The organism is Paraburkholderia sp. LEh10, assembly GCF_017814945.1.
Lineage (GTDB): Bacteria > Pseudomonadota > Gammaproteobacteria > Burkholderiales > Burkholderiaceae > Paraburkholderia.
The window spans coordinates 38,824-58,661 of record NZ_JAGIPX010000053.1 but is presented as its reverse complement, the minus strand read 5'-3'; the positions used below and the strand labels follow the sequence as shown (position 1 = coordinate 58,661).

13 protein-coding genes and 3 pseudogenes are annotated in these 19,838 nt (G+C 59.0%); 9 read left to right on the top strand and 7 right to left on the bottom strand.

The window, feature by feature from the left end:
• The 4 genes and pseudogenes from J8I87_RS32505 to hemF all read left to right on the top strand — a co-directional run.
• Positions 1 to 253, top strand: a pseudogene (locus J8I87_RS32505) (hypothetical protein); the annotation flags it as partial.
• A complete protein-coding gene (locus J8I87_RS32500; protein ID WP_209936295.1) occupies positions 250 to 600 on the top strand; it encodes a hypothetical protein in 351 nt (116 codons plus the stop codon). The pseudogene J8I87_RS32505 and the gene J8I87_RS32500, both read left to right, overlap by 4 nt.
• A complete protein-coding gene (locus J8I87_RS32495) occupies positions 587 to 2,458 on the top strand; it encodes a UvrD-helicase domain-containing protein (protein WP_209936294.1) in 1,872 nt (623 codons plus the stop codon). Before J8I87_RS32500 ends, J8I87_RS32495 begins: the two co-directional genes overlap by 14 nt.
• A 315-nt stretch (positions 2,459 to 2,773) precedes the next feature.
• Complete coding sequence (hemF, locus tag J8I87_RS32490) at positions 2,774 to 3,706, top strand: oxygen-dependent coproporphyrinogen oxidase (protein ID WP_209936292.1); 933 nt, start codon at positions 2,774 to 2,776, stop codon at positions 3,704 to 3,706.
• Positions 3,707 to 3,818: 112 nt separating this feature from the next.
• Here the strand turns inward: hemF and J8I87_RS32485 are convergent, their stop codons facing one another.
• The 4 genes and pseudogenes from J8I87_RS32485 to J8I87_RS32470 form a co-directional block, all read right to left on the bottom strand.
• Complete coding sequence (locus tag J8I87_RS32485; RefSeq protein WP_209936303.1) at positions 3,819 to 4,589, bottom strand: ATP-binding protein; 771 nt, start codon at positions 4,587 to 4,589, stop codon at positions 3,819 to 3,821.
• Between the two features lie 39 nt (positions 4,590 to 4,628).
• Positions 4,629 to 6,097: pseudogene (gene istA / locus J8I87_RS32480) on the bottom strand (IS21 family transposase); the annotation flags it as partial.
• A gap of 178 nt (positions 6,098 to 6,275) precedes the next feature.
• Positions 6,276 to 6,782: an EAL domain-containing protein gene (locus J8I87_RS32475; protein ID WP_409518851.1), complete on the bottom strand. Its 507-nt coding sequence runs from the start codon at positions 6,780 to 6,782 to the stop codon at positions 6,276 to 6,278.
• Positions 6,783 to 8,349: 1,567 nt separating this feature from the next.
• Positions 8,350 to 9,135, bottom strand: a complete 786-nt coding sequence (locus tag J8I87_RS32470; protein ID WP_209936289.1) for a response regulator transcription factor — start codon at positions 9,133 to 9,135, stop codon at positions 8,350 to 8,352.
• A 510-nt stretch (positions 9,136 to 9,645) separates the two neighbouring features.
• Here J8I87_RS32470 and J8I87_RS32465 point away from each other — a divergent pair.
• Positions 9,646 to 11,652, top strand: coding sequence for a sigma-54-dependent Fis family transcriptional regulator (locus tag J8I87_RS32465; RefSeq protein WP_313067208.1), 2,007 nt, complete (start codon positions 9,646 to 9,648; stop codon positions 11,650 to 11,652).
• Positions 11,653 to 11,855: 203 nt separating this feature from the next.
• On the opposite strand, the gene J8I87_RS32460 is transcribed toward J8I87_RS32465, so the two are convergent.
• The 3 genes from J8I87_RS32460 to J8I87_RS32450 form a co-directional block, all read right to left on the bottom strand.
• Positions 11,856 to 13,643 carry a sigma-54-dependent Fis family transcriptional regulator gene (locus J8I87_RS32460; RefSeq protein WP_245254325.1) on the bottom strand — a complete coding sequence of 596 codons (1,788 nt, stop codon included), beginning with the start codon at positions 13,641 to 13,643 and terminating at the stop codon, positions 11,856 to 11,858.
• 942 nt (positions 13,644 to 14,585) lie between these two features.
• On the bottom strand, positions 14,586 to 14,930 hold the full coding sequence (locus tag J8I87_RS46410; RefSeq protein WP_409518850.1) for a DUF2182 domain-containing protein: 345 nt from the start codon (positions 14,928 to 14,930) through the stop codon (positions 14,586 to 14,588).
• A gap of 33 nt (positions 14,931 to 14,963) precedes the next feature.
• On the bottom strand, positions 14,964 to 16,319 hold the full coding sequence (locus tag J8I87_RS32450) for a type VI secretion IcmF C-terminal domain-containing protein (RefSeq protein WP_313067204.1): 1,356 nt from the start codon (positions 16,317 to 16,319) through the stop codon (positions 14,964 to 14,966).
• A 13-nt stretch (positions 16,320 to 16,332) separates the two neighbouring features.
• Here J8I87_RS32450 and J8I87_RS32445 point away from each other — a divergent pair.
• The 4 genes and pseudogenes from J8I87_RS32445 to J8I87_RS32430 form a co-directional block, all read left to right on the top strand.
• Positions 16,333 to 17,179, top strand: a pseudogene (locus J8I87_RS32445) (CaiB/BaiF CoA transferase family protein); the annotation flags it as partial.
• A 158-nt stretch (positions 17,180 to 17,337) separates the two neighbouring features.
• The gene (locus J8I87_RS32440; protein WP_209936283.1) at positions 17,338 to 17,658 is read left to right on the top strand and encodes a helix-turn-helix domain-containing protein; all 321 of its coding nucleotides are present in this window, start codon (positions 17,338 to 17,340) and stop codon (positions 17,656 to 17,658) included.
• A 29-nt stretch (positions 17,659 to 17,687) separates the two neighbouring features.
• Positions 17,688 to 18,116: a hypothetical protein gene (locus J8I87_RS32435; RefSeq protein ID WP_209936281.1), complete on the top strand. Its 429-nt coding sequence runs from the start codon at positions 17,688 to 17,690 to the stop codon at positions 18,114 to 18,116.
• 269 nt (positions 18,117 to 18,385) lie between these two features.
• Entirely contained in the window at positions 18,386 to 19,588 is a 1,203-nt protein-coding gene (locus J8I87_RS32430) for an MFS transporter (protein ID WP_209936280.1), read from the top strand.
• Positions 19,589 to 19,838: the final 250 nt, after the last annotated feature.

Sequence of the window (19,838 nt, the reverse complement as noted above, 5' to 3'; positions counted from 1 at the left end):
GACTCAACACTCAACGGAGGTTAGATCGCATCAAATCGCTGGCTGCAAATCCGTCCGTCGAACCGGGTCAACCTCAGCCTACCTTTCGCTCGAAGCGCTAGATATCTGTACCGTGGACGCGTCCGGGGAAAAGAATCTTGCGGGCATGGCGAAGCTTTACAGCGGTCGTGGGAAGCGAACATTCGCAATCTGCGACAAGCGGGACGGCGATAACGAGGCGAAAATTAAAGCCGAAGTTGAACTCGTTCTGTGATGCACGCAGAAAAATGGTTAGAAAATATGGTCATCAAGGGTACAACCCGTGCAGCACTACAACACTTCTCAAAACAGATCGACTGGCCGCCTCACGTCCTGATGAATTATCCCGACCTGTCCGCCAATTTGGTCGATGCCGCCCGCCAGTATTTCGTCTGGTCCAAAGGAACCGGTGGAATCGCAGACTTCCTCCCGCGGTGCAATGAAGGAGAGATTCCCACGCGGATCAACGAAACCGCAACGTTGCTCAAGGACACGTGCGTTCCTCCTCCACCGCAAGCCGGAAACGCCGCAAAGTTAGTAGAGCATGCTCATCCAGAGGCGAACGTCGATGCACCTTACTAAAGGCCAGCAGGATGTCATGCGTGCCGATGGCCATGTGCTGGTGGTTGGCGGAACGGGCTCAGGCAAGACAACGGTTTCGATCCTGAAAGCCGCAAAGGTCGCGGCAAGCGAACTGGCCGCAGGCCAGAAGATCCTGTTTATCAGTTTTGCGCGGGCAACTGTCACGGGCGTTGAAGATGCCGTCGAATGCGAACAGAAGATGCCTATAGGCCAGAAGCATCGTATCGACGTCCAGACGTACCATTCATTCTTCTGGCGTATCCTGAAGGCTCATGGGCATCTCATCGGCCTACCAAGACGAATCGATGTTCTCACTCCGCCTGCAGAAGCCATTGCGCTCGCAGACACCCGTGCACGGTTTCCGGGAAGAAAGCTGACAGATGGGCAAAAAGAGGCGAAACGCCTCGCCGAAGAGCGAGAGCGCGCACGCCTCGCAATAGACGAAGGACGAGTCTGCTTTGATCTGTTCGCAACGTATGCCGGTGACATCCTGTGTGGGAGCGAACGCGTGTCTCGCCTCGTTTCGGACATGTATCCTGTCGTCATCCTTGACGAATTCCAGGACACAAACAGTGCCCAATGGCGGGCAGTACGGGCGTTGGGCCGGCATTCCCGACTCATGGCACTTGGCGATGCCGAGCAGCGAATTTATGACTCGATCGGCGCTGATTCGGCGCGTCTTGATCAATTCCGGAAAATATTTAAGCCAGTTAATGTCGACCTGCTCTCCGATAATCATCGCAGCGCTGGTACGGAAATCGGTACATATGGTGACGATCTCCTGATTGGGAAAATCCGCCAGAAAATCTACGAAGGCGTCACGGTCCGGTACTTTGAGCCGTACATGGCCCCGGCTATGGCAATGCTCGTAACAGCTACCTACGCCGCGCGGCAGCGCCTCGTAAACCGAGGCACCAGGGATTGGTCAGTGGCAATTCTGGTTCCGACAAACAATATGACGCGGCTTGTCTCAGATGCTCTGCGTCTGCCTCCGGCTGGCATGCCCGAGATCTCGCACACCGCGGTAGTCGAGCTGGAAGCGGCCATTCTTGCGGCAGACGTCATCGCACTACTGATGCAGTCTGCCTCAAGTCCCCGTCATTTTGCGCGGTTTATCGATCTACTTAGCCACTATTACCTCGGCAAAGGTGGTGACGAGCCGAGGCACGAAGCCTTCAATGAAGCCGCACGCTTACGCAAGGGATATGAGGAACTGTTTGTCGCGCAAGCTAGCGGCAAGATAGTTCGCAAGAACAGCATCATCGTGAACATTCTGGCGGTGTATAACCAGGTTTGTGCATTGAAACGGACGGGTGACCCTGACGCTGACTGGCGCGCGGTCAGACGCGTGTTAGAGGGAGGCGCGTGTAAACGCCTGCGGGAAGTGGCCGAAGACGCAAGGAGTATTAGCGTACTCCAGCGTGGCACGCAGTTGCATCAGGCCCTGTCGCAAGACTGGAGGAACAATGGCGGATACCGTAACGCCCTTGAAATCACGAGGAAGGCTTTCATTCGACAGCATTTCTCAACTGACGCAAAACCCGAATCGGGCATCATCGTCATGAACATGCACAAGGCCAAGGGAAAGCAGTTCGATGAAGTGATCATCTTCGAAGGATGGCCTGTGAGCCGTAAGGGACTGTCGCCGTTCAATGGCGACAGAATTGTGCGCTTCAATTTATGCGAAAACATTGATGAACAGGCCCGTCAGTCGCTCCGCGTCAGCGTCACGCGCGCGAAGCGCCAGGTAACGATTCTGACGCCGCGAACCGATCCTTGCGTCCTGCTTGCTAGCGGATCCATTGAGCCGAATCTGAAGCATTTTGAGTCGTTCGAGGACTGGCACACGGGACGATAGACCGTCGGTTTCGAGCTTGCAAGGCGCACCGGTTCTACTGACCGACAGAGGGGCGCGCGTTGCATCCCAATGACTTCCGCGCCCCCCGCCAGTATCCGGGCCATCATGAAGATACTTCGAATGCATGTTGTTGTAGTTGGAGAAGGCAGCGCAGGTCTGCCTGGTACTGCTCTTGGGAGCCTATGCGCACATGCCCGCCCCGAGGCTACACTTGAGTCAGCCAGCAGATTTTTGCCGCGAACCGCACATAACGCCAATCCGTCCCCTTGAGTCTCGGCCGCGCCGGAGTTCTGCACTTGCCGCGCCCCACATACCATGACCGATCCGATCCACGACGCTAACGACACCCAGACCGTCCGCACCTGGCTCCAAGGCTTGCAGACGCAGATTGCCGACACGCTCGGCGCGTTTGACGGCACGCCGCTCGCCACCGACAGCTGGCAGCGCGCGCCCGGCGAGAAGCTGCGCGGCGGCGGCTGCACCCGTATTCTGGAAGATGGTGCGTTCTTCGAACGCGCAGGCATCGGCTTCTCGGATGTGCAAGGCGACGCACTGCCCGGCTCGGCGAGCGCGCTGCGCCCGCAACTGGCGGGACGCGGGTTCGAAGCGATGGGTGTGTCGCTGGTGCTGCATCCGCGCAATCCATACTGCCCGACCGTTCATATGAACGTGCGCCTCCTCGTCGCGACGAAAGCCGGCGAAGCGCCCATGTTCTGGTTCGGTGGGGGCATGGACCTGACGCCCTACTACGGGTTCGAGGAAGACGCGCAGCATTTCCACCGTGTCTGCCGCGACGCGCTGCAGCCACATGGCGACGATCTCTACCCGCGCTTCAAGCGCTGGTGCGACGACTACTTCTTCCTGAAGCATCGCCACGAGCCGCGCGGGATCGGTGGGATTTTCTTCGACGATTACGCAGAGCCGGGATTCGCGCAGTCGTTCGCGATGGTCAAAAGCGTTGGCGATGCGTTCCTGAACGCGTACCTGCCCATCATCGAAAGGCGCCGCGACATGCCATACGGCGAAGCCCAGCGCGACTTTCAGGCGTACCGGCGGGGTCGCTACGTCGAATTCAACCTCGTGTTCGACCGTGGCACACTGTTTGGGCTGCAAAGCGGCGGACGCACGGAATCGATCCTGATGTCGATGCCGCCCGTCGTACATTGGCGCTACGACTGGCAACCCGAGCCGGGCACGCCGGAAGCGCGCCTGTATAGCGACTTTCTCGTGCCGCGCGAGTGGGTCTGACGCGTGCTGCCGCGCCGCATCCGCGCTACTTGATCCCGGACGGGCAGTTCAAACTCCTCCACTTATGGGCACTTAAATTCCCCCACCCGTTGAAGCAGGACGTGGACGTTATTTAGCTCTCTTTTGTTTTTCGCGCAAAGGTTTCGGCGGCCTCTTTGAGTCGATAGCTGCGACGGTCGAACTCGAGCAGATGGCAGTGATGCATGAGGCGGTCGAGGATCGTGGTGCTCATCGTGTTATCGCCAAGGTAAGCGCCCCAGTCCTGCACAACGCGGTTGGACGTCACGACGACGCTGCGATGCAGCTTGTAGCGTTGGTGGATCAACGTTTGCAGCAGCGCGCCAGCGTCGTCGGGAATCGTTCGCGACAGGAACAGGTCGTCGAGCACGAGCAGATCCCCATCGAGCATGGCGCGCAGCCGGGATTCCCGCTGCGCGGGTGGACTGAGGGCGTAGCGGTTGAAGAAGTCATCGGTCTCGAGGTATTGCACCTTGTAGCCCTGCAGGACGGCCTGGTAGGCGATGGCCTTTGCAACGTGCGACTTGCCGGTACCCGGTTTGCCGATGATCAGTCCGTTGCTGCCTTCGGCGATGAACTTCAGCGTGTGCAGCTGGAAGCGTGCCTGACGTGGCAGCTTGGGATTGAACGACCAGTCGAACTCGGTAAGCGTCAGTTTCTCTTCAAGTCCCGACTGCTGGTAGCGGCGCTCGAGACACGTGTGCTGCAGGCGCAGGGCACCCAGCAACCGTTTCTCGAGACATTCGCGCTGATCCTGCAGGATGAACTGGATCGCCGGCGCTCGCGGCTCATCGAGCGTGTCGCGCACGCCGGACAAGTGCAACAGTCTGAGGGCGCGTTCGATGTCGGGGAGTGCTGTGGTCATGTGATTTCTCCTGTTTCTCCATTGGCGGAAGTGAGGGATCCGGCGTTGTGCGCAGCGCCGGAGTTCGCCGTATTCGTCGGCCGGTCGGATCAGTGGATGCTCCTGCGTCAGCGGCAAGGCGAGTTGCGGCGCGCTGTTGAGGCGCTCAAGGGCCTGCTCGAACAGCCGCTCAACAATCGCGCGCACCTGCCGGTACCGGTAGACGTGATGGCGCAGCGCGTGATCGCAGGCCTGCCCGACGAGTCGGGCGGGATATCTCTTCGCCAGTCCGACGATGCCCCACGTGCCGCGATGGCCGACACGACCTTCGGCGTCGAACATGTGATGGCAGAGCGCCTTCGTTTTCGGCCCGATGTCGCCGGCACTGGCGAGTGCAATTCGCGTCTGGCGTGACGGGTTGAACGGGCGCTCGCTCTCGGGAAGCTCAAGCGAGCCCGGTTGTGAGGCGCGCGCGTGCGTTCGCAGCAGTTCCTGCGTCCGGCGATCACGGATCTCGATGGTGGTGTCGTAAATGCGCACGCACACAAGAGTGCCAATCGGCGCGGGCCGGGCCGCGTAATTGCTGCGCTCGACGCTCACTGTCGTGTCGTCCCAGACGGTGCGCACGACCTCGGTGAAGTAGCGGAATCCCGTTACTGGCAACGGCCTCAGGTGCGGCTTCTCCTCCTGGAACATGGCCTCGACCTGCCTGCGCGCGCTGCCGTGGATGCGTTTGGCTGCCCAGTTCTCCTCCCAGTGCATCAGGAATTCGTTCTGGGCCGCGAGCGACTCGAAGCGCCGGCCAGTCAGCGCCGTGTTCTGCGTATGCTGGATTGCGTTCTCTACGGCACCCTTTCGATTCCGATCCCGTACGCGCGCCGGGTCGGCGACCACGCCGTAATGCTCAAGCATTGCGGCGTAAAGCCGGTTGATCTCTGCTCGTACAGGTCGGGCGTAATGACGCCCTCGCGGAGGTTGTCAAGCACGACATAGCTGACTGCGCCACCGAAATACCGGAAGGCTTCTTCGTGCAGCTGTGCCCAGACCTGTTTGCCCGACTTCCAGACCACGCGCCGGAAGCTGCGCCGCGAGTATCGCAGTGTCATCACGAACAGCCGTGGGCGCCGGAAGCGGCCCGTCCTCGGATCGCGCGTAAGCGCGCCTTCGCCGCAATCAACCTGGGCTTCTTCGCCGGGCGCGAACTCGAGGCGGTCGAACTGCTCGGGCTCGACATGACGAAGGGCGCGCACGAAGCGCTTGACGCTGTCGTAACTGGCGGTAAAGCCGAACTGGTCGACCAGATCCTGGTAGATGGCCTGCGCGTTGCGCCTCAGGCGCACCTGCTGTTCGATCCAGTCGCGATGGGGTTCACTGGCCGAGCGGGCGAAATTGAAGGGTTTGGCCGGCGCGACAATGTCAGAAGCCGGTGGACGCGGAGGTGGAGGAGTTTGAGGTGGAGGACTTTGCGCGCCCACCGGCTCCGTCGGGCCGGCGGGCACTGCGGAGGAATTTGCGGCGCGACGCGTCACCGTTTTGGCCTCACGGCCGCGACGGCCGCAGTAGCCGAGACGATCACGTAGCGGGGTCAGCCAACGCGAACATGACTGACGGGCTGAGGACCGCGTCGCACGGCGCTGCTGCGAAGCTACAAAGCGCGTAGTGAGCACATCATGGGATCCTTCGGTTCCGAGTGCCGCCTCCGCAGCACTAGCGTAATTTCCAGCGCTTTTTCTTTCTCATCCGCAGCGATTCCCCGCCAGCCTCAAGAAACGTTACCAGAAGGCTAAGGGGCATCGACGCAAACCGCACGCGTTTTGCCCTCAACGCGGCGACAGTACCCTGAACGTCAATTGTCGGCGCCGCACAGCGGAGCTGGGACATGTTTAGAACCAGTCGGGACCGGATCGCCTTTGCAGAGCGGATGACGTCCGACGCGAAGCCTCTGTTTTCGACATGATCAGAGTAAACATTTACGCCGATGTAAAGCGAACTGTCTGCCATCAGCTCGGCAAGGTCCCGCGCCGCTGTGGAAAGCACGAAGCGGGTAAGCCGCGCGATCAATCGCGTTTTCCCAAGGATACGCATGTAGTCGGCAGGTCCCTTGAGGCCATGCTCTGCATTCGTCCAGCGGATCATCGCGTCAACGCCGACGCATTTACCCTCGCGCAGGCTCATCACCGGTTGATACTCCAGGCAAAACTCCCCTCTTCTCAAACGAGCCTCGGCGGCGCGGACGAGCCGAGCCTCAGGTGCGAGGCGTCGCTTGTAGAAAACCCAAAGGCCCAAGCTGAACAGGCATCCGTATGCGCATTTACTCTGAATCGATTTGGCTTCTGCGATAGGTAAAACGCCGCGATTCGTAAACCTTTTGCGCAGGCTCCGCCCTTACGGGAAGTTAGTGATTCTCGTGAAGACGCAGCTCGCCGGGCACGTTGCGCTGCTGTGGCGAACGTTGAGTTTAGTACGCGCGAATTTTTCCTTATAAGCGTGATTCGTCGCAATCGTTACGTTACTGTCTAACGCTTCGCATGGCTGTGCATCCAGCCTGTGCTTACCGACCAAAATATCGCGATTGCTTCGCGCGCAATCGCATTCCTCGAACATGACGGCCGGAACAGACTACCTCAGCAACACCCATGCACGCGTGTCGCGCGGGTCTACAACTTGTTGAGCGGGTTGCCCCTGATCGGGCAAGCGACGGGCGGCGCCACATCTTCGACGCAATCGCGGATTGGATGCTGACTGATCCTTTATCCGGGTGTTCAGGCACCCGACGCAGGTATCTATCGGTGCCGCGCTTGCGGCCATGAGATCGGTATTGCGAAGGGACACACGTTGCCGCCGCAGAATCATCACCAACACGCTTCCGGGCTCGGTCGGATCCAATGGCAACTGGCTGTCTTCGCACAGGCGCGCGGCTAGCCATTTTCCGGTGCGGATCGCGTCGTAATGGCAAGAAGACGATTGTGGTCCGCTCTGCTCCGCGTGAACTCGACTGATATCCGCGTTACCACCGCGGGACCGTTAGTCGGAGAGCCCGTATGGCGAAGTACTTATAGTTTCCGCTCGTCCCTGAGCACCCCGCGCATACTTTCGACGAGACCTTAGGGTTTGATGGCCATTGGCCATAGCATTGAACGAGCAGTGACAGCCCTTGGTCCCAACATAAGGCGGAATTGCGCGAGCTTTCCTTCCCTATTCCAGCGGCGACACGCACATACAGCTCGCGCGTCGCCGATTCTCGGGGACGCCCGATATCGCGTCTATTGAATGCAAACACGGCATAGATCGACGGTCCGAAGGTAAACATTTCTATTAAGCCACGGCACGAAAACATACTCATCGTAAGCGTTTGAGCCAATGAAAATCCAACGATGCAAAGAGCAAGACATGGGAATATCCTCGATATGGAAGCACATCGCAATCGATTAAACAAACAGGAAATATATCTTCAAGGTACACTCAAAAAGCTCCCCTCCTCCGAAAACCGATATCTATGCGTTACCTACGCTTTAATGTTAGACAGATGCGCGCGAAAAACCATTATCTATAGGAGTTTCCACATGCCACATAAGAGTCTGGTCAACATACTTAGGTATCGAATAGAGCCAAGGATGCTTGCTCGGTATCAGAGTCAATGAGAAAATATTTCGCGCAATAAAGAGCGTAACAAAGCGACCGATGCAGTACCGCGGTAGGGTTCGCCCAGCGCAATCTCTGTGAAGTCGCGCCCAACCGAGTGAATGCTTGGCACTAGCTCTCTCAAATAGCCCGATCGCTATTAACTTAATAGCGACGAGCTGTTAATGATTTGACGGCCGTCGTCTGCGATCGCATAATTCTCTTGATTCGAAGCGGCATCTTTCAAATACGCCTCCATTCTAACCAGTTCTGCGATCGATTTTGCTTTCATTTTTTGCATCAAATGCGACCGATTTGCCTTGATGGTTATTTCGCTGAGACAAAGTTCCGAAGCGATCTGCTTATTCATCAATCCCCGTGCCACAAGAGCCAATATGTGTCTCTCCCTGGGTGTCAAAGATAAATAGCGGACAAGAATTTCATTTTGCCTACGGTCAACCTCTCGACGACGACGGTCGTATTCAATCGCGGCCTTAACAGACTCCATCATGTCCTGACTGCGGAACGGTTTGCTCAGAAAATCCAACGCACCGGCCTTCATCGCATCAACCGTCATCCTGATGTCGCCGTGGGCGGAGATAAAAATTATTGGCACGTTAAAGTTCGCGCTACGTAGTCGCTTTTGAAGTGCAAGCCCCCCCATTCCTTGCATACGAACATCGAGAATCAAACAATTCGCATCCCTGATTTCATCATTATTGAAATCGTCAAGCTCATTTAATAGATCTTGAGCAGAGGGAAATTGCTTGACCACAATCCCAACAGAGTCTAGCAATTCTGATATCGCTTCGCGGACTGAAGAGTTATCGTCAACCACCAAAACTACCGGCGGGGCATTATCGTCGGTCTTAAGCTCAGATCTTTGCAAGGTCACAATATCCTCCTGCTGCAGCAGTCTGGCGAGACGCCGCGTCGCCACCGGCATGATTCCGTTGTTTGAGGTCAGTCCTGAAGCGTCTCACGTGATGTTTGCCGAGGCACCTGACGGGATGGAACGACAGGAACGACCGTACAGCCCTGCAAATGCATCGAGTGTGCCAAGAGAAGCGGATACCTCGCATGTGATTGATTTTGCTGAGACTATCGTGCCATCACTCTCGTGCTCAAAGTCGCTAATTCCTTGAGCGTTCGATTTTCATACGCCGAACGCATAGAATTCAAACGGATGCCTCGGCATAACAAACGTATAAATCAGTAAGCTGCGGTCACAGCGCCGAGAGCTGTCGAGCGAAGGGAACGGTCTTCCGAGCCGTACGGACATTCGTTTGAATCTGGGTTTTAAGCACCAGATCATTCAGGTCGCACGGCGACGTCGATTGGCAACCGTCAAGAAGCCCTCCCCGGATCAAAAAATCGCAGCAGTCCAGCCGATGCGAGCAGTCTCAGCTCGGAAAGGACTCCGACAGGAGGCGTAATGAGAAGGACGAGCACATCAGTGGATTGGTTTTCCAGCCCCGATCAGGATGCCAGCGTCATGTCGGCGTGGGAACGCATGATTGAGGGACGCAAGCCACCCACCACAGCTGTGCGCGCGATCGTTGACGCCTCGTGGCATCGATGCCTGAATGGTCGGGTAGACCCTGGCGCCACCAGTGCCCCCCCACCTCTTGATGAAGGCCGCGTTCTCGACCTTCGAACCAAGAACCACCGGCTATTGGACGCCGTGGAGCCGCTTATCAAGCAGACCCGCGAGCTTCTGTGCCGGACGGAGACCGCGCTGGTTCTGACCGATCCAAACGGGACGATTCTCGATCTGGCGGGCGACTCGCGCATCGCTGGCCCCTTAGGCGAACTCCGCTTGATACCCGGCTGCAACTGGACCGAACGCGCCGGCGGGACCAATGCGATTGGCACCGCCCTCGCATTGCAGCAACCTGTGCAAATCCATAGTGCCGAGCATTTCTGCATGGCGATGAAGCGATGGACATGCGCCGCCACTGTTATTTGCGATCCCCAAGACGGCACCGTGCTCGGCGGAGTCGATGTTTCAGGCCTCGCCCACACCTACAGTCCACATAGTCTCCCATTCATCGTCTCGCTGGCCTCACGGATTGAAAGCGGACTCGGACGGGTCATGTTGGAGCGCCATCTGCGCTTGCTGGAAAATAGTCTTGCATACTGTTCCGGACGTGCAGACGGCGTCGTGATAGTCGACGAGTTCGGTCGTCTGATCAAAAGCAACTCACAGGCGCGAGCCGCATTTGCCCGTCTTGGCGTCTCCGGCTCGCTGGAAGGCGCCTTCCCAATCCCGGACATCGCAGCTATCGCAGAGGGATCACCGCCGCCGCTATCGTCAGAGTGGCTGCGCACGGCGCGAATCGAACGCGTCAAAGAGGGAACTGATACGCTCGGTTTCATGCTTATTGCTCCAGCAAGCAACGGGCGCTCCACGGTGCGGGGGGACCAGATCCTGACGGTAGAATCAGAGCGCACCTACGCGTTTTCCACCATCATCGGCCAGAGTTCTCAGTTGCTTGAGGCTATCCGGAAAGCGCAGCAGCTTGCCAAAGTCGCGGTTCCCGTTCTGCTCCTCGGCGAGACGGGTGTGGGCAAGGAACTGTTTGCGCGAGGTATCCATCAGGCCAGCACGAGGGCCGATGGGCCCTTCGTGGCGCTGAATTGCGGCAGCTTGTCCCGGGATCTACTGAGTAGCGAACTTTTTGGTTACGCAGAAGGCGCATTTACCGGCGCACGCAGATCCGGGATGACGGGAAAAATCGAGGCCGCGGATCGTGGCACGCTGTTCCTCGACGAGATTGGCGAAATGCCCCTCGATATCCAACCCCATTTACTACGGGTATTGGAAGAAGGTGAAGTCCTTCGACTCGGAGAGAACACGGCTCGAAAGGTCAATTTCCGTTTGATCGCGGCAACTCATCGCGACTTGCGAACGGAAATTGCTGGCGGAACCTTTCGCACGGATCTGTACTACCGGCTGGCCGTTACCAGTATCTCGATCCCCCCGCTACGCGAACGCAAGACCGATTTACCTAGCCTGCTGGAACACTGGTTACGAGTCTCTGGCGACCGCTTCGGCGTCAACAATGTTGAAATCGATGACGCAGCCTATGAGTGTTTGATGAACTACGCCTGGCCCGGAAACGTACGCGAATTGCGCAATGCGATCGAAGGCGCGGTGTTGATGGCCAGCGATGGTGTTATCAGGATTGGCGACCTGCCAACGGAAATCCAAACCCCTTCTGTTTATGGAGCTCCACGAGATCAGTCATCGGCTGGAGCCTCTGAGGCGGTGCCTCGGGAGGTGCGCTCACTTAAGGAGGAGGAAGTCGAGCCGATCAAGTTCGCGATACAGCAGTGTCGGGGTAATCTCACCGAGGCGGCGGCTCAACTTGGAATCGCGAAGAGTACCCTTTATCAGAAGGTCGCGAGGTACGGACTCACGGACGCCATTCTGACAGCCCGTCGGAAGCTTCCGCGCTAACGCCGTTCGCAACGACACCAGTCTGTTCCTTATTTGCGACGAAAAGACGGTCCTAGCTGTAAACACCGAGGTGTTATGACCGCGCCCTCGAAGCGTAGACAATGCGCGATTGCTGAGCGGAACCCAACCGTTGACATGACGCGACGAAAAGTATTGAATTTCAGGTCACTGTAGATTCAACGATTCAACTGACGCTAACTGCGTCATCGAATGCTGCGTCGCGCGACTACCGGATCCCGCGTCAACGCGTATTTGCTCATCTTCAGATATAGCGTGCTTTTTGCTATGCCAAGCTGTGCAGCCGCCAGGGTCAGATTGCCTTCGCTTTGCTGGATCGCCGTCTTGATCGCTTCCGCTTCCACCATTTCCAGCGAGCGTACCTCCTCCTGGCGAGCAAGTTCCGCCCCGGCGGAGGATGAGGCCGGCAGGACGCCCATAAAAGACGCGTTGGCACGTACCTCAGGTGGAAGCTCATTCACGGTGATCGCGCCGTCTCGGGCCATGAGCACCGCGCACTCGATCGCATTGCGCAGCTCACGCACGTTGCCAGGCCATGCATAGTTCAACAAGCGGGCATGCGCCGCGTCGTCGAACACGGCATCGACCACGCCGTACCGTTCGCGAAATATGCGCAGCCAGTGTTCAATCAACGCTTCCAGGTCATCCTTTCGTTCACGCAGCGGCGGGATCGAAACGTTCGTGACGGCCAGTCGGTAGTACAGATCCATGCGGAATCTGCCGTCAGTGACATCCGCACGCAGATTGTGATTCGTTGCGGCGACGAGGCGGAAGTCGACCTTGCGAGCCGTGTTCTCACCTAGCCGATATATCTCTCCTTCTTCCAGCACGCGCAGGAGATAAGGCTGGATGTCGAGAGGCATTTCTCCGATTTCATCAAGAAACAGCGTGCCGTGATTCGCAGCTTCGATTTTCCCCGTCATGCCGGATTTACGCGCGCCGGTAAACGCCCCGTCCGCGTAACCAAAGAGTTCGCTCGTTAGAAGATCGCGAGGCATACCACCGCAATTCAGCGCGATGAAGGGGCCGTCGGCCCTTTCGCTAGCCTCGTGGATACCCTGCGCGAACAACTCTTTGCCCACGCCCGATTCACCGACGAGCAGCACGGGGACCGATGCTCTCGCAAGTTGCCTCGCTTTCTGGATCGTCGCGCGCAGTACGGGGCTCGTGCCGATAATGCGGGAGAACGCCGCTGTGGGCAGTGATGCAGCGGCAGGCGGCGAGTCGGATTGCAAGGCTGCGCGTGGGACGACGGCGGGGGCGATCAGCATGAAGCCGAGTATCTCGCTGCCTTCCGAGACTATTTCGATTCGTGCGAGGCGCAGCCACCGCGCTTCTTGCGGCGGCATCGACCCCGCGGCGATTCTCGCGATGTCCGGAATGGGAAATGCGCTTTCAAGTGCGCCCGATATACCCAGCCGAGCAAATGCGACGCGCGCCTGTGGATTCGCCCTGACGAGGCGTCCGCGATCGTCCACGATAATCACACCGTCCGCGCGCCCGGAGCAATAGGCCCAGCAACGTGCCATCAGCCGTAGTCGTCGCTCCACGGCAAACTTACCGAGGCTGCCCTCGATACGTCCGGCCATTGAAACAATAAACGCCAGACTATGCCGGTTGTAGGTTTGCGCACGCCCCGACACATCGAGAACGCCGAGTACCGTACCGTCGAGCGGATCGCGAATTACCGTAGCAGAGCACGTCCACCGTTTGATCCCCGCACAGAAATGCTCGCAGCCATGAATCTGCACTGGCTGCTGCAATTCCAAGGCAGTGCCGATCGCATTGGTCCCCGAGCTGAGTTCGTTCCAGGCGCAACCCGGCACCAAGCGAATCTCGCTCGCCGGTTCAATGATGCGCTCATCCCCGGCGTATTCGAGGATCGTCCCATCTGAATCTGCGAGCAAAAGGATGGTCCCTGTCTGAGAAAGGAACTCGCGCGTCTGATGGATAAACGGTACGCTGGCACGCATGAGGTGACCGTTCTGGGCCCGCAAGTCGAAGAGGCGCCCTTCTTGCAGAGGAGGCGGAGCACACGCCGTTTCCGGATCCACGCGGCCGTCTAGGCATCGGTGCCAGGATTCGCCAACGATTCCACGTAGCGTGTCAGTTGACGGGTTTCCACCTTGAATCAGGCACTCCCAAGCCGCCTCGACGCAGCTGTCGGCCACCGGGCTCGAACACCAGTCCATAGCTGCACCTGTCTTTTTTATGCTGTCTCCGTCCATATGAGCATGAGTGATCACCCGATCAGGCGGTGGCGCCTAGCATTTTTGCGAGCATTTTTTGCGCCTAAAGCACCATTGCCAGGCGTGCGTATAACCGGTTCTGAGCACCCGGCAGATGGCACGGGCCGAGGCACGGATGCGGGCGAGTCGGACAAACTTCCTACAGTCGTGCTGCTCACCAACGTTGCACTGCGTCGCGATGGTATGTAATCGGCGAAGCCTCGAACAGTGCCACTGCTCGGACCGCACCTTTCAGAATACACATCGGAGTGAGTTGATACGCAACCCATCCCGAACCCGGTCAGTCCGTGCGAGCTTACCGCCATATCCATATTCCCAGCCCTCCGGAAGCTGCCGAGGCTATGTGCTCATATCGTAACGTAACGCGAGAGAGACCGCATATCGGCTCAGAATGCCCGAAATTCACAATAAGATTGGGGGATGAGCGTATCCTGCTTATCGCGCAATAATGCGACGGACCGTTCCGACGGCAAGAGTTTGCAAGGAAGAAGGAAAAGGCCGCCGTATCTACTTTGTGTGTGGCGCCTGAATGCTCTGAGGAACTGATAAGGTTAACTGAAAATAGGCGAGGCAGCTACCCATCCCGCCGCACATGTCCAGATGTATCCGAGAAACTTGCGGGGGAAGACGGATACCGTGCGTACATGACGAGCGCGGCGACTATGGTCATGGCGATGAAGCTATGGAAAGAAGCATTAAGGCCGCCATCGAAGCCCAGCAAGCGACCAAACACTCGCGACCAATTACCATTCCATATCGCAGGCTATCAAAATCTGCGCGCCAGCCGTCGGCACGGAGCAGAACAGTCGTTTGACAGGCTATCAGTGATCGGCGGCGAGCAGGCACCCACGGCAAGGCCGCGATGCCGAAACCGATTAAAACCATGAGTGAACTGGCGTAGGCGCGGGTTATAGCCGTCAGCAAGCTGACGCAAACGGAAATCGCCACCAATACAACTGCCCATAACATCGCATATCCGCGAGAAACATTGCGATTGAGCGGTGACGTTATGTGCCGGGCAGGCGTGCCTGCTTGCGTGGAACGTCATTGCGGTACGCTCCCCTGGGGGATCGGCACGGCAGCGTGCTTCGCGGCCGCCAGTGCGGCCTTCGGCAGCGGTGGCGGGCCAGCAGGCACGGCTTGCCTTGCCGTAGGCGCGGCACGATCGATAAAGATGCGTGAGGGCAACGTAAAGCCCCTCAGTGCCAGCAGCTCGAGCGGCCCCTTGCCGACATCCGTGCGGATCAGATAACGCAGCGGGTGCGTCATGCTCGACGGTGCGGCAACGAGCGCCTCCTGTGCCGTCAGCGTCGCGGAATCTGCGCTCGCATCGGTCTTTGTCAACGCTGGCTTCGGATCGGTACTTTCCGGTTTCGCCTGCCACGTCAGCTGATACGTCGCGCTGTCCACCGGTTCAACCTTCGCCCGCTCGAGCATGCGCACCAGTGCCCAGCGGCCGCTGAACTCAAAGTTCTTGTTGGTGCCGGCCGTATCGGTCTGCCATTCGAGCCGCGTCCCGGCGCTCTGAGGATCGTTGGATGGCCACGTCATCGTGTGCCACGACTGAACCTGGTTGTAGTAATGCAGCGTCTGGCCGTCGAGCGCGAAAAGGGTATCGGTCACGCCGGGCGTGGGTACCGGCTGAAGGGCGAACGTGTACTGGGGCTCGCCCTGCGCGAGCAGGTGACCGGCGATCTGCTGCAGCGTATTGACGGCTTTCAGGAACTCGGGATCGAACGCGCGCGTCGTGCTGCCCGCACCCGTTCCACCCGATGCCGCCACCCACTGGTCGCCCTGCAGCTGGAGGGCGCCGGCGAGCTGGTTGGAAAGGAAGGCGTTGATGAGACCACCCTGGGGGCGCACAAAGCGGGCGAGTTCAGGCAGCGAGGCATCGTTGGCCGTACTCGCAAACGGATAGCGTCCGGCAAACGAGCGTTTCCAGGCAGCAACGATCGTCTGGCGCCACGCATCGTTCAGGCTCGCCTCCGCGGGTCTGAGCACGGTTTGCGTGGCCTGCTCGATAGGCTGCACGAACAGTGCGCCGCCCATGCCCGCCCACTGCTCACCAAGACTGGCGGAGACGAGCTGCGCGTAGGCGAGCGTATCGGAGAGTTCCGAGCCCTTGCCCTGGAAGAGCGACTGTGCAACCTGACGCGCCTGATCGTCCGGATCAGCGCTGTCGCTGATCTGCTGCAGCTTCAGGCGCAGCGTCGTCACACGTTCCGTGAAGCGCTCCATGCTCAGATCGCTACCGGCGGGAGGTGCCGCGTTGCCGGTACCCGTCTGACCGACCAGCTTGAGCACAGGACCGAAGGAGGCATCGAGGGGTACGGCTGGCGTCGCCTGCGCGTTCTGCGGCGCATCGTCCTTCCTGCCGAACAGGTTCTGTGCCTTGGTCACCAGCGCATCGGAAATCTACTGCTCGATAACCGGCTTTGGTCAAGATGGTCCGTACGCACAGCAAGCGGGTTATGACTTAATCGTTCAGGGCATGGGCGGCTTGATGAGCATCACTGGCGAACGGGACGATCTGCCGGGCGGTGGTCCCCAGAAGGTCGGGGTCGCATTCGCCGATCTGATGACGGGCATGTATTCGACAGTCGGCATCCTCGCCGCGCTGGCGCATCGCACCGAAACGGAGGAAGGCCAATACATCGACATGGCCCTGCTCGACGTGCAGGTCGCGGCCATGGCGAACATGAACCTCAACTACCTCGTATCGGGAAAAACGCCGCGGCGTCAAGGCAACGCACACGCCAACATCGTGCCCTACCAGGCGTTCGACGCAAAAGACGGTCAATTCGTGCTGGCCGTCGGCAACGACGGACAGTTCCGCAAATTCTGTGAGGTTGCGGATTGCGCACATCTCGCAAGCGATCCGCGTTTTGCAACGAACGCGAATCGCGTGACAAATCGCGAAACGCTGGCTCCGTTGATCGGAGACATTCTGGCCATGCGCACGATCGAAGAATGGGTAACGCCGCTCGCGGCTGCCGGCGTACCCTGCGGGCCCGTCAACGACATCGCGCAGACCTTCGCACATCCGCAGGGTCCGGCATCGCGGGATGCGGGTGGATTTGCCTCATCCGCTTTCGGGAAGCGTCGCGACGGTGGCGAACCCGATCCGTATGTCGGGCTCGCCGATCCAATATCGAAGTGCGCCGCCGACGCTGGGACAACACACTGCCGATGTGCTGTCGTCGCTGTGTGGGATCGAAACGGATGAACTCGATCAGTTGAGAAAAACGGGTGTGGTTTGATACGAGACGGACAGGCACCTGGTCACGGACGAAGGGCTCGGGTGCGGTTCGCGGTCCGACCGTCAATTGACTGTCCGGATCCGGGCTGCTGCGTTACTCTGAGCGAGATCTCTGCGTAGCTAGATGACGGGCGCCGCGCCTCATATGGAGACACAACCGTGAAGCACGCTCGCGAACCGGCCGTCCAGGTGCCCATCAAGGAATCGACGCGCTTGCACGGTGTGCAGTCACTCGATCGGGCGATCGCGATCCTGCATCTGCTCGCAATCCATCAGACCTGCGGCCTCGCGCTTTCATCCATTGTCGCGAAGACCGGTCTCGACCGCACGACGGTGATCGAATCGCGTCGGCGCTCGTGGAATCCGGCCTCGCGTCACGCGATTCGCAAAAGAAATATCGTCTCGGTCTCGAAACGATGGTGCTCGGCCTGGCGTCAATGCATCGGCCGCCGCTTATCGAGCACTACACCCCGGCCATGAAGTCACTGGCCCGGCAATCCGGATGCGACGTGCTGCTGGCAGTCCAGTCGGGGGACTATTCGCATTGCCTGCACATGGAATCGACCAGCACGCGCCCGCCGGAATTTCAGGCCTACGTCGGGCGCGTGCGATTGCTCGGCACGGGCATTTCCGGCATCGCGCTGCTCGCCCGCTTCACCGATTCGCAAGTCGACGAGCACTACGCGCGGCATAAGGTCGAATATCAGGAATACGGCATGACCGAAATCAAGCTGAACCGCATGCTCGCGCAGACGCGGGCTGCCGATTTCGCGTACGTCAACCAGCGCGGAATTGCGGGCGTCGGCATTTGTCTCGAGATCGGTTCGTGCGGCCGCGCCGGCCTGAATGTGGCGTCGCGCGCGTCCGACCTGCCACGCGCGCGCGCGCCCGCGATCGCGGCACTGATGCGCGAACACATGGACCGCCTCTGCCTTTGAACCGAGGAAATCGGGTTTTCCTGAGTGCATATTGTGCACATCGTCCAGACTTCGCATTGTCTCCTGCGCACGTTGCCTTTTGAATGTGGCCGTGAACGACGGCATGCCACCCTGAGCCGATTCGTCCACGACAACGTTCTGAGGACACTGCACGAATACGCCAGCGACTTATCTCGACAGCAGCGCGGCAAGTGCCGCGCCTACCGACACGAACGCCACTTTCTCGAAGAACCCGACGCCTGTTACCGCTACTGTTCATCATCTATGTGATGGCGAACATCGACCGCGTGAACCTCGGCATCGCCCAGTTGCAGATGGAGACCGAACTCGGGTTCACCGATGCGATTTACGGCATGGGTGCCGGTATCTTCTTTCTCGCGTACAGCCTGTTCGAACTGCCTAGCAGCTTCCTGATGATGCGTCTGGGCGCGCTCAGAATGATGACCCTGCTGACAATCGGCTGGGGGTGCGCATCGGCCGCGACGATGTTCGTTCATGATCCGGCGTCGCTCTATGCGTTGCGCTTCCTGCTTGGCATGTTCGAGGCAGGCTTCTTTCCGACCGTCGTCTTTTATCTGACGCGCTGGTATCCGCAGCAGCGCCGCACGAAGCCGCTCGCGCTATTCGCTTCGGGAATCGTCGTATCCAACGTGCTCGCGTATCCGCTGTCAGGCTGGATCGTGAAGTACATGCACGGCTTCGCTCGTTTGAGCGGCTGGCAATGGATCTTCCCGCTCGAGGGGCTGCCGTGTGTCGCACTCGGCCTTCTGATTCCTCTGCTGCTCGACGAATCGCCCAAGTCCGCCGACTGGCTGGACGATCGGGAAAAGTCGATGATCGCCGCGTCCTTCGAACACGACGCACTGGCCGCCGAAGGACAGACGTTCAGACAGATGCTCGGCAATCCGCGCCTCTACGGCCTGATGGCGGTGTACTTCTCCATTGTCGCCGCTATCGCGGTTCTCGCGTTCTGGCTGCCGAAGCTGATTCGTTCGCTTGGTGTGACCGATATTGGCACGATCGGCCTTTATGCAGCGGTACCGAATGCAGTCGCGCTCATCGCGATGATCGCGATCGGTGCGCGGACGGACCGCCGGCGACGCTGGAGTCAAAACACGATTACCGCCGCGTTCATCGGTGCGGTATCGCTGTGCCTGCTGCCGCTCGCGTCCAGTTCGTTCGTCTTGTCCCTTGAGCTGCTGTCCATCGCAGCTGTCGCGCTCTACTCGCTGATTCCGTTGTTCTGGGCAATCGTGCCCGCTTGCCTCCCGGGTCCGGGCACCCCGAACGCGATCGCAGCTGTGACGACACTTGGTGTACTTGGCGCGGTCGTCAGCCCGCTCTCGATCGGATGGCTGAACACCCACACCGGCAGTCTGACCATCGGTCTTTACGCTTTCGGTGCGCTGCTCGCCTCGGGTGCGTTACTCCTCGCATTCGTCATCCGACGCGTGACGGCCCTGCAACGATGAACGCATCGCGTTCGTGCTGGATCATTCCGGGGCCGCTGCGATGCTCGCCGAGATGCAACGCTTCAGTTTTGATCCGAAGTTCGGTCCAGCTCCTGTGTGACGTACAGGTAGAACTGTCTTGCCATTTCCTGATGCAGTCTGGGGTCGGGGAGCGGATACCGCTGGCCCGGTTGATCAGCCTGTAGGTGAGCGTGCCGATCATGGCTTGGTATGCAAAGCGGATGCGCTGCTCCAGACTCTGTGAATGGCC

What these genes read in the sequence shown, in the direction of transcription:
- J8I87_RS32485 (WP_209936303.1), bottom strand. Translation starts at nt 4,589, where the DNA reads ATGACCACAGCACTCCCCGACATCGAACGCGCCCTCAGACTGTTGCAC.
- J8I87_RS32430 (WP_209936280.1), top strand. Translation starts at nt 18,386, where the DNA reads ATGGCGAACATCGACCGCGTGAACCTCGGCATCGCCCAGTTGCAGATG.
- J8I87_RS32495 (WP_209936294.1), top strand. Translation starts at nt 587, where the DNA reads ATGCACCTTACTAAAGGCCAGCAGGATGTCATGCGTGCCGATGGCCAT.
- J8I87_RS32470 (WP_209936289.1), bottom strand. Translation starts at nt 9,135, where the DNA reads ATGCCGGTGGCGACGCGGCGTCTCGCCAGACTGCTGCAGCAGGAGGAT.
- hemF (WP_209936292.1), top strand. Translation starts at nt 2,774, where the DNA reads ATGACCGATCCGATCCACGACGCTAACGACACCCAGACCGTCCGCACC.
- J8I87_RS32460 (WP_245254325.1), bottom strand. Translation starts at nt 13,643, where the DNA reads ATGCGTGCCAGCGTACCGTTTATCCATCAGACGCGCGAGTTCCTTTCT.